The sequence below is a fragment of the Bacillus sp. GMa5/1 genome (assembly GCF_050172015.1).
In the GTDB taxonomy this organism is placed as follows: Bacteria; Bacillota; Bacilli; order Bacillales; family Bacillaceae_G; genus Bacillus_A; species Bacillus_A cereus.
This window is the reverse complement of the sequence record NZ_JBNLYC010000141.1, coordinates 1-10,442: the sequence shown is the minus strand read 5'-3', so window position 1 is coordinate 10,442 and position 10,442 is coordinate 1. Positions and strand designations below refer to the sequence as shown.

Below are 10,442 nucleotides of genomic sequence, written 5' to 3'. Positions count from 1 at the left end.
AGTACTAATTGACAACATAATCCAATGTAGTCTACTATATTACTAACAAAAAGTTTACCTTAGGAAACTTTTTAAACTCAAACTAAAAATATAGAGATGAGGTAACTTTTATGGTATCGGCTAATATAAAACCACTTTCCGAATTTAAAATAGGAGAGTTTGTACAAATTGAGAAGATACAATTAGAAGGAACTATGAAACGACGCTTATTAGATTTGGGATTTATCCCGGGGGCGACGATTAAAGTATTGCAACGCAGTCCACTTGGAGATCCGGTCGCTTATCAAGTGAGCAACACAACTATTGCACTGCGTAAAGAAGAAAGCTCCCTTATTTTCGGGGTATTAATAGGAGATGATTTCAGATGAGCAAACATCGTATCGCTTTAGCTGGTAACCCGAATACAGGGAAAAGTACATTATTTAATACTTTAACAGGCTTAAAACAACATACTGGAAACTGGACGGGAAAAACTGTTTTAAAAGCTGAAGGAGAATATGAACATAACGGAAGTAATTATACATTAATAGATTTACCGGGAACTTACTCACTATACTCAAATTCCGCAGACGAAGAAGTAGCGAGGGATTATATTATATTTGAAAAACCAGAAGTAACTGTAGTTGTTATAGACGCAACTGCTATGGAAAGAAATTTAAATTTAGCACTCCAGGTGATGGAGATGACAAATAATGTAGTCATTTGCATTAACTTAATTGATGAAGCCGAGAAAAAAGGGATTGTTATCGATGAAAAGAAATTAGCAAAATCACTTGGTGTACCTGTCGTTAAAATTTCAGCACGTAACCGAGTAGGTATTGGTCATTTGCTAAATGTTATTGCAAGAGTAGCAAATAAAAAACTAATTCCAACACCAATTAAAATTACTTACAGCGAAAAAATTGAAAATATGATTCAGGAATTAGAACCACAAATTTATAAAGTGTTCGGTGATACGTATCCAGCACGTTGGATTGCGTTACGTATATTAGATGGAGATAAAAATTTCTTAACTACACTTCAAAAACACCATAATGAACCACTTGTAAGGGAGGTCGTAATTAATGGAATCTCACTCAGCCAGTAAAGCTCTTCCATTAGACTATATTATTCAACATGCACAAACACTTTCAAAAGAAGATATACGAGATGATATAGTCGGAGATATTTACCGAACATCTGCAAGCATATGTAAAGAATCTGTCCAATATACAAATACTGATAAATTATATCGTTCCGAAAAACTAGATAAAATTTTCACATCTCCAATCTGGGGATTCCCAATTATGCTCGGTATTTTATCTATTATTTTTTATCTTACAATTGCAGGCGCTAACGTACCATCTGATATGATTGCCGAATTCTTCGGATGGGCCGAAGGATATTTAACATCTTGGTTCCAAGCAGCGCATGCACCTGAATGGTTACATGGCATTTTAATACTTGGTTTGTTCCGTGGTATCGGTGCTGTTATTAGCGTTATGTTACCACCTATGGCAATCTTTTTCCCTATGTTCGCGCTATTAGAAAACTACGGATACTTACCACGTGTCGCGTTTAATATGGACCGCTTATTCAAACGATCCGGCGCACACGGGAAACAATCTTTAACAATGGCAATGGGATTTGGTTGTAATGCAGCAGCCATTATGTCAACACGTATCATTGAATCACCACGTGAACGCATGCTAGCAATTTTAACGAACAACTTCGTTCCTTGTAACGGTCGCTGGCCTATGTTAATTTTAATGGCTTCACTATTTATGGCTGCTGGTTATACAGGCAGTATGCAAACATTGGTTACTGCTGGCGTTGTAGTCGGAATGGTTGTAATTGGTGTTATTATGACATTAACTGTTTCTTGGGTACTATCAAAAACAGCATTAAAAGGGGTTCCAACTCACTACACACTTGAGTTACCTCCGTACCGCAAGCCAAAAGTTTGGAATACAATTGTTCGCGCAACACTCGATAAGTCAATCTATGTTTTAAAACGAGCTATAGTTGTTGCTGCCCCTGCGGCTGCATTAACTTGGTTACTTGCTAACATTTTTATTGGTGACACAAGCTTACTTATGTATTTTGTAAACTTTCTAGATCCATTTGCTAAAATGTTAGGACTTGACGGCTTTATTCTAGCTGCATTCATTCTTGGACTACCCGCTAATGAAATTGTAATCCCAATTTTATTAATGTCTTACTTATCAACTGGGGCTTTAACTGAAATAGATGATTTTAATCAAATTAAAAATCTATTCCTAGAAAATGGTTGGACTTGGTTAACAGCGTTAAACACAATGTTGTTCTCACTTCTTCATTTCCCGTGCGGAACAACACTTGTTAATATATACAAAGAAACAAAAAGTGCAAAATGGACATTCTTATCGTTTGCAATCCCTACCGTTATCGCCATTGTTGTTACATTCCTCTCTACACAATTGGTACATTGGTTAGGGCTTGTATAAAGCAAAGCATACATAGAAGGTATCCCCCTTCACATATGCTTTGCACGAAAGAAACCTGAAATTATTCAGGTTTCTTTTTTTGCACATCAGTATTCCACGGCTGTGCTCCATACGTTGTGAGTTTTTTATGAATAAAATATATAGTTCCTGGAAGAACTGCCATTAATATCGTGCAACTAATTCCTAATCCAGTAAACAACTTTCATCACCTTATTTCACTCTTTTCGGTAAAGCTGAACCTGAATGTTCAATTGTTGGATGAACATGAACAGTAATTTCAGCATTACTAAAGTAATTTTCGCCTTGATCCCAATTCTTACTTACCTTTTTCCACTCTTTATAATTATGTCGCTTATACACTTCCCCTAACTCTAGTACATCTACCTTATATTTTTTTTGAACAAGTTTAATTGATTTTTGAATACGCTTCTCCATTTCTTCCGATATATCCTTCTCTAAACGCTTTTCATTCAAAACCTTTTTATGATCACTAAAATGCAACTCAGCCAATGTGCCTTCCAGAGATAAATGAATATCAAACTTTGGTTTTGTAGCATTCGTTGTGGATACTTTAATTTTTCGACGTAACTTATGAATTTCATATGTAATAAGTTGATTCTTTTTACGGATGGTAAAAAAACCTCCAATTTTTTTACCTATTATATAATTCATCCCTACTGTTTCTTCCCCACTCAAATTGCCTACACATTTATTATCCTTTCCACGAAACAATGCTGCACCGTTCATTTGTACTCCTTGTTTTGTTAGTTCCAGAATAGGTAATACAAAACTTCGGTTAGAGATCATCTTTTCCTGCACCTCACCAATTCTTGCAGCCTCAATCATTTGGGCATTTTTCGGAGGGTGTTCAGCTAACATATCAATATACTGCGCCGGTAAATTTTCAGGCTTGGCACTTTGTTTTAAAATAGCTTCGGCATTTTTATTAGAAACGAACAAACGAATATTTCTTCTCATTTCATGATCGCGAATATATACATCTAACGTATTTTGTAAAATGTATGGATGTGAAAGTAATTCTTCAGAGAAAATAATCACTTGTATATGAGGGAAAAATAATGTACGGCTAATTTTTTTAGCGATTATTCTTATTTGTTCAAATACACTATCTGCTTTTGCACTAACATTAATATAATTTTCGCTATCCCCACCCCCTTGTCCACCCTGTTGAGACAATTTACTGGGGAGTACCATCTGATAGGTCCCTTTCATAATTGGATTCGCTTTCTTCTCCTTCACGATATCGTAAGCCGCTCCTACTACAAATCCTCTTTCTTCTATCTCTTCTAACTCAGAACACCCACTCATAAATCCAGTTAAAGCCATAACCATTATAATTTTAAGAAGGTGTTTCATTTCCACCATTCCTTCTTTTTATTTTATATACAATTAAAACGAGCAAAGGTGCTAACACAACACACCCCATATCTATCCAAGCTAAATAAGTCCCATAACTTGATAAAGCATTCAAACTACTAGGTATCATATTCGCCATAAAAATAATTGGGGCACTTACGAAAATAAAAATATGTTTCTTCACTTTCGGAAACATAGCACAAAACAATAAAGATGCGACATCATAGTACATTGCTGTCGTGTTATAAATAGTAATAATCCAAGTCGTAAAAAAAATCGCATCAAACCTTTCTAAAAATCCTCCACCAATTTCAATTTCTTTCCCTAATTCAATTGTTGGATATGTCAATCCACGTGTTGTCATATACGTAAAAACACTAATACAAGTTACATAAATTAAAATGTATGACAGCACGTTTACCATCACCGCTTTCGCGACTGCCATCGGCGCTTTTTTCGCTGTCTTATCATTCAGCAACACCGCATAAAATAAAGCTACTTCAAATCCAATAAACGTAAAAATAGAATTTTTAACTCCAACAGCATATTGACTTACTTTCGTTTGAAAAGCTGGTAGTAAATTATTTATTTCCATTAAATTTATATTCAATAAAGAAAGAAGTACTATCGCAATTAAAACAATAGGTAAGAATAAAACATTTAACCTTAATAAGGCTGCTCTTGATCCTGCTATTCCATAAATAACAACTAATAAGAAGAAGAAAGACAGTAGTTGTATTGGTGTATCACTAAATAAATACGTTTGAGAAATAACTGAAATCATTCGCGATTCATATGCTGTCAAAGCAGCAAACGTTAATACTAAAATACAACTAATTGTGTATGCAACAGGCTTCGTCAAATGCGCACTCGTATATTGAACAAAATTTTGTTTTGGAAATAAGATAGCCACTCTCGTCACAAACCAGCCTAAAACTGCGCAAATCAATCCACCCAAAAGCAAGATAATCCAACCGTCCGAAAATAAAGTTTGGTTAGCGATATCTCTCGGCATAGACAATGCCCCTATACCAATAATGGTCGATGATACCGCAAACCCAATTTCCCGAGATCCAATCTCTTCATCGCCATACTCAAATGGTTTCACTTATTTTCGCTCCTTTGGACGTATTGTAGAATCTTTTGTTTGTAAGTACTCTGGTCTATCTTTCAACATCGATTTTGGCATGCGAATAAATTCTTCTTTCCAATCTTTATAAAATGCAGGAGCAATGGGAGTTGTATACGGTATACCAACACTTGTTAAATTTGTAATATGAATAGCAAGTGCAATCAGAGCTAGAATGATCCCATACAGTCCAAAAGCCGTTGCAGCTAATACAAAGACGAAAAGTAAAATTCGGAACGTAATCGTAATACTATATACAGGAAGCGAGAACGTAGCAATCGCAGTAACTGCAATAATAATAACTAAAAACGGATTTACAATCCCTGCATTTACCGCAGCTTCTCCAATTACAAGACCTCCTACAATCCCTATCGTTTGTCCCATTGGTTTGGGCAATCGGATTCCAGCTTCTCGTATTAATTCCATAGTCAAGGCCATCATTAACGTTTCAATATATGCTGGAAACGGAACACCTTCCCTCGCACCTGCAATTGAATAAGCCAGTTTAGAAGGAATAAGTCCTTGATGATAAGATACAAGTGCTACATACATAGCTGGTAACAAAACCGCGATTATGCCTGAACCCATACGTAAAAATCTTAATAACGTTCCAATCACCCAGCGCTCGTAATGATCTTCTACAGATTGAAAAATATCAACAAACACAAGTGGTGCAATAAGAGCAAACGGGGATCCGTCTACTAAAATGGCCGCCTTCCCTTTCGCTAATGAGGCTATAATATTATCAGGCCTCTCTGTATTCAAAAACTGTGGAAATGGGGATAAATTATTATCCTGAATTAATTGTTCAATCGTACCTGTTTCCAAAACGACATCTGTCACTATTGATTGAAGACGGCGATCTAACTCTTTTACAATGTGAGGATTAATAATATCTTCTATATATACTAAGGTTACTTCTTTCTGCGATCGCTTCCCCATAATATAAGATTGGAACCTCAACTTTGGATCGCGTAAGCTGCGTCGGATTAACATTTTATTCACATTAATATCTTCATTTAATCCAACTCTCGGTCCGCGTATTAAATCTTCTGTCACTGGTGGTTCTAAACTTCGCTTCTCCCAAGCCCTACTATTAATAATGATAGCAGTTTGAATATTATCAATTAATATAACTGTATCTCCCGCTAAAATCGCATTTATAATATCCGGAAATGTTGTCTTCTTACCCACTTCCGCAATAGAAATAAAACGATCCAATAACGTCTGAACGACAGCCGCTTCATTTTGCACTTCTTCATATTGAAGAGTACGAACTACATATTTATAAACATTATCCTTATCTGTCAATCCACATAAAAACACAACCGCACAACGTGTAAAACTCCCAGCAAGAGCAACTTCTCTAATTGTTAAATCATTAGGTGAACCTAACTCATCCCTAATTTCTTTCATAACTTCAAATAAGTTACCTTCAAGCTCTAACAATTTCCCCACCTAACTTCCTTTTCAACAAGTTTTTAGTTAGATTCCGCTAATAGAAGAAAATATATACAAAAAAGAGCTATCTCTTTTCAAAGATAGCTCTAATAAAGTAAAACTTTATTCAACCCTCACCAATCAGGCTTTTACGGACAGTTTAATCCCCACCTAACTTCTTTGCTTCCGCTGAATTTTGAGGTGGGGGTCTTACTGCTTGTTAATGCGGGATAAACGAATTACTTTTCCACTATTATAGTGTTTTTCTTTATAAATACACCTTTTGTAAATCCACCGACTACAAACATCACAATTATATTAATTAACAATGCGACTATACCTACATTCAAATCTTTTATATACTGCGGGAAACTCGGAAACATCGTGGCTATAGTTGAACCAGATAAGGTAATATATGCGACCACTAATAGCCCAACTCCCATTCCTGCAATAGCTCCTTGCTTCGTAATAATTTGACGTGGAAACAAACTACATACAAGTGCAGGGAAAAGTTGTGTAACAATACTGTATCCCATTAATAGAAGCGCTCCTATCGTTTCTCCTCCTTTAAATGTAAATAAAACTGCCACGAGCGTTACTACAGGCACAAATAATTTTGCCATCTTAGCAACTTGTCTATCTGAAGCAGATGGAACTATCGTTCGATAAATATTTTTCGCTAACAGTGTAGAAGCCGCCATAACAAGCATCGAACCCGGAACCAATGCCGTTAATACTCCCGCACTACCAATAATTCCAATAAACCAAGGGTCAAACGTTTGAAGAGCAAGTCTGAACAATGAAAGGTCTACATCCGCTCCTTTTAATCCCGGAACCTGTAATATAGCAGCAAATCCTGCAAAAAATACGAAAAGTAAAACTAAAGAATACAATGGCATAATTGCTGCATTTTTACGAAATACTTTTTCATTTTTTGCAGAAAAAGCAGAAGCAAATGTATGAGGCCACATATAAAAACCGAGGGCCGTTAATATAATAGTAGAAACAAACCAAGAAATACTCATTCCTTCTTCAGGTAAAGATAAAAATTCCGGTTTCGCTGCCTCTACAGCCTCAAACATCGGCTGAAATCCTCCATAATAATGATACGGTAAATATATACCTAAAAACATAACGATAAACAGTATCATAATATCCTTCAAAGCAGCCGTCCAAGCCGAACCATGTATACCTGAAACCATTACATATATAGTTATAACAATAGCACCAATCCAAACCGCAACAACAGGTGACACCCTTCCGTAAGAAGCTTCTGAAACGATAATTCCCAGTCCTTTTAACTGTAAAACAAGATATGGGATGATGGAAACAACACCAACAATTGAAACAATAATCCCAAGCGCTTTACTTCTATATTTCTTCGCAAAAAAATCCGACTGTGAAACAAGGTTATGCTCTTTCGCATACTTCCAAATCGGTGGCAATAAAAAATACGATAAAAGATAAGCTAAAGCGCCATAACCTAAAATATAAAAGGTAGGTGCTCCTTTGCTATACGCCCAGCCACTTCCTCCCAAAAATGTAAACGTCGTATAAATTTCACCTGCCATAAGGAGAAAAACAAAAATAGTGCCAAACCCTCTTCCCCCAACTGACCATTGCTCTAAATTCATATCTTTTCCATGTTGTGCCCGAATCCCTAAAAATAGTGCGAGAAACAAAAATAAAATAATGATAAGTAATGCAGTCATTTTACATCCTCCTTATTAGCAGGATCAAACACGTACACAAGCCCCATACAAAAAGATGTAATAAACACTGATAATAATACCCAAAATAATAAAAATGGCATCCCTAATACGTAAGGAGTAACTGAATTCGCAAATATTGGCCCAACTACTAAACAAAGAACTGGGATAAGCGCTAGAATGTGTATTTTCTTCATCTCATTCTCCTTTACTTATAAAGTTCATAATGGCTGATACAAAGACTTCCACTCCAATCGGCAATGCATCTTCGTCAATCGTAAAACGAGGGTGATGGTGAGGATATATAATACCTTTCTCTTTATTTCCCGCTCCGATAAAAAAGAATGTCCCCGGTGCCTTTTGTAAAAACGCTGAAAAATCTTCTCCAGCCATAGTCGGCTGTAAACGAACAACTCTATCCCTTCCATAAAGTTGTAATGCCGTTTGTTCAATAAGCTCTGTAGCTTCATAGTCATTTACAACTGGTCGATACCCATATTCATATGAAAATGTATATTTCGCTCCGTAAGATTCCGTAATATGCTTCACAATCCGCTCAATCTTCTTCTCTGTTTCACCTCGTAATTCATGTCTTAAACTTCTTACTGTCCCTTCAATCTCGGCTTGCTCTGGTATTACATTATGAGTTGTCCCCGCATGAAATTGTGTAACAGATATTACGAGAGAATCTAATGGATTCGTGAGGCGAGATACAATTTGCTGAAGTTGCGAAACGACTTGTGTTCCAATTGCAATACTATCCACCGTTTCATGAGGGATTCCAGCATGTCCACCTTTTCCCTCTATCTTAATTTTAAAAACATCCGGTGCAGCCATTGCAGGACCATAAATAACACCTATTTTCCCAACCTCTAACGACGCCCAAAGGTGAGCACCAATAATATAATCCACACCTTCCATTACACCTGCAGCAACCATCTCCTCTGCACCACCAGGAAAATTCTCTTCAGCATGTTGGAATAGAAAACGAATCTCCCCTTTAATCTTCTCTCTTTCTTCTACTAACTTATATACAACCCCAAGTAATATCGCTATATGTCCATCATGACCACATGCATGCATTACACCTTTATATGTAGAAATAAAATCAAACTCATTTTCTTCATGAATAGGAAGAGCATCCATATCGGCGCGAATCGCAACTGTTTTGCCCGGATGTTTACCTACTAACTTTGCCATCACACTATATTTAGTCGGCCGTGACACTTCTAAACATGGAAATTTCCGAAGTATATCGAACACAAACTGCGATGTTTTTTCTTCTTGAAAAGATAACTCTGGATACTTATGAAAATGCCTTCTCCACTCAACTAACTGATTTTTTGACAAAACAAGTTCCTTTGCAACATCCATTTCTCTTCTCCCCTTCTTCACCAAGTTAAATGTTATTATAACGTGAATTGTTAACTTTTAAAAGAATCTTCTGAATTTTCAGTGATGATAAACTAAAAAGAAAAAGCCATCCAAAAGATGACTTTTTCATTATTATAAAATAGTAATTGCTTGTTTTCCCATTTGCTCCCAAGCTTTCTCAAATTCTGCTCGCGGAACAGCCAAACGTGGATTATTTTTAAGAGGATCATTTACATATACAAAGTTTTGATCATATCCAATTACTACTGCACTATGCTCATAATATGTAATTTTCACTTCGCCTGAACTCGTATTCCATGTTTCAAAACTACTTTCAGCTAGCGGCTTAAACGTCGTATTAATAATGACCCATACCGGAGAGCCTGAACTAATTACTTTATATATATCTTGCATGTCTCTACCTGTTAAATTAATTACTTTTTCAGGAACATATTTTTCTGCTAAATCAAAGATTGGTTTATTGTACACACCATATCCAGGCTCTGCCTTTGTATAAATATTTCCCACAAATCCCTCGTAAGGATTTCCACGCAAACCATTTTGTTCAAATGGAACACGATGAATTTCGCTAGCAAGTTGCATCTTATCTACTTGTACACCTTTATATTGCAGCAACATAGCTAAACTTGTCACTTCACATCCTCGAGGTAATTCTGGTAATTGTTTAATAAACGGAACATCTTCAATCATAGCTGCTTCTTTCATTTCAGATAGAAATTCTAGGCGTAGAACTTGCGCCTTTTGCATGATTTTATCTTTCCCTATAAAAAACGCAGCAGCAATTATAATCCCAAAAACAAAAAGATATTTTAACTTTTTCATTATAAACAAAACTCCATTAATTATTATTTTACAGACACAACTCTTATCATTGTACCCTTCTTCTTACTAGTTTGCTAGAAAGATCATGTGAATTATCGCTCATAG

11 protein-coding genes are annotated in these 10,442 nt (G+C 36.0%); 3 read left to right on the top strand and 8 right to left on the bottom strand.

The features are described from left to right. Window positions 1-110: 110 nt before the first annotated feature. Genes ACQGSG_RS22700 through ACQGSG_RS22690 form a run of 3 tightly spaced genes read left to right on the top strand, consistent with a single transcriptional unit; the run spans window position 111 to window position 2,465 of the window. Window positions 111-368 (top strand): FeoA family protein, encoded by a 258-nt coding sequence (locus tag ACQGSG_RS22700; protein WP_000252982.1) that lies wholly within the window; start codon window positions 111-113, stop codon window positions 366-368. After that, window positions 365-1,087: a FeoB small GTPase domain-containing protein gene (locus ACQGSG_RS22695; protein WP_000033868.1), complete on the top strand. Its 723-nt coding sequence runs from the start codon at window positions 365-367 to the stop codon at window positions 1,085-1,087. Before ACQGSG_RS22700 ends, ACQGSG_RS22695 begins: the two co-directional genes overlap by 4 nt. Further along, a complete protein-coding gene (locus tag ACQGSG_RS22690) occupies window positions 1,065-2,465 on the top strand; it encodes a nucleoside recognition domain-containing protein (protein WP_000443602.1) in 1,401 nt (466 codons plus the stop codon). The genes ACQGSG_RS22695 and ACQGSG_RS22690 overlap by 23 nt, the downstream gene beginning before the upstream one ends. Window positions 2,466-2,526: 61 nt before the next feature. Here ACQGSG_RS22690 and ACQGSG_RS22685 read toward each other — a convergent pair whose 3' ends face one another. From ACQGSG_RS22685 to ACQGSG_RS22650, 8 genes are all read right to left on the bottom strand, one after another. Continuing rightward, window positions 2,527-2,664, bottom strand: coding sequence for a hypothetical protein (locus ACQGSG_RS22685; protein WP_000493997.1), 138 nt, complete (start codon window positions 2,662-2,664; stop codon window positions 2,527-2,529). Window positions 2,665-2,675: 11 nt separating this feature from the next. Continuing rightward, on the bottom strand, window positions 2,676-3,842 hold the full coding sequence (gene gerLC / locus ACQGSG_RS22680) for a spore germination protein GerLC (RefSeq protein WP_000681631.1): 1,167 nt from the start codon (window positions 3,840-3,842) through the stop codon (window positions 2,676-2,678). Beyond that, a complete protein-coding gene (gene gerLB, locus ACQGSG_RS22675; protein WP_000801992.1) occupies window positions 3,826-4,950 on the bottom strand; it encodes a spore germination protein GerLB in 1,125 nt (374 codons plus the stop codon). Before gerLB ends, gerLC begins: the two co-directional genes overlap by 17 nt. Continuing rightward, entirely contained in the window at window positions 4,951-6,429 is a 1,479-nt protein-coding gene (gene gerLA / locus ACQGSG_RS22670; RefSeq protein WP_001999095.1) for a spore germination protein GerLA, read from the bottom strand. It abuts the gene before it with no gap. Between the two features lie 221 nt (window positions 6,430-6,650). Further along, window positions 6,651-8,123, bottom strand: a complete 1,473-nt coding sequence (locus ACQGSG_RS22665) for a sodium:solute symporter (protein ID WP_325842767.1) — start codon at window positions 8,121-8,123, stop codon at window positions 6,651-6,653. Then, window positions 8,120-8,317 (bottom strand): DUF3311 domain-containing protein, encoded by a 198-nt coding sequence (locus tag ACQGSG_RS22660; RefSeq protein WP_000719833.1) that lies wholly within the window; start codon window positions 8,315-8,317, stop codon window positions 8,120-8,122. The genes ACQGSG_RS22665 and ACQGSG_RS22660 overlap by 4 nt, the downstream gene beginning before the upstream one ends. Before the next feature lies 1 nt (window position 8,318). Then, window positions 8,319-9,494, bottom strand: coding sequence for an amidohydrolase (locus tag ACQGSG_RS22655; protein WP_000382124.1), 1,176 nt, complete (start codon window positions 9,492-9,494; stop codon window positions 8,319-8,321). A 132-nt stretch (window positions 9,495-9,626) separates the two neighbouring features. Beyond that, window positions 9,627-10,337 (bottom strand): C39 family peptidase, encoded by a 711-nt coding sequence (locus tag ACQGSG_RS22650; protein WP_000734482.1) that lies wholly within the window; start codon window positions 10,335-10,337, stop codon window positions 9,627-9,629. Between the last annotated feature and the right edge of the window lie 105 nt (window positions 10,338-10,442).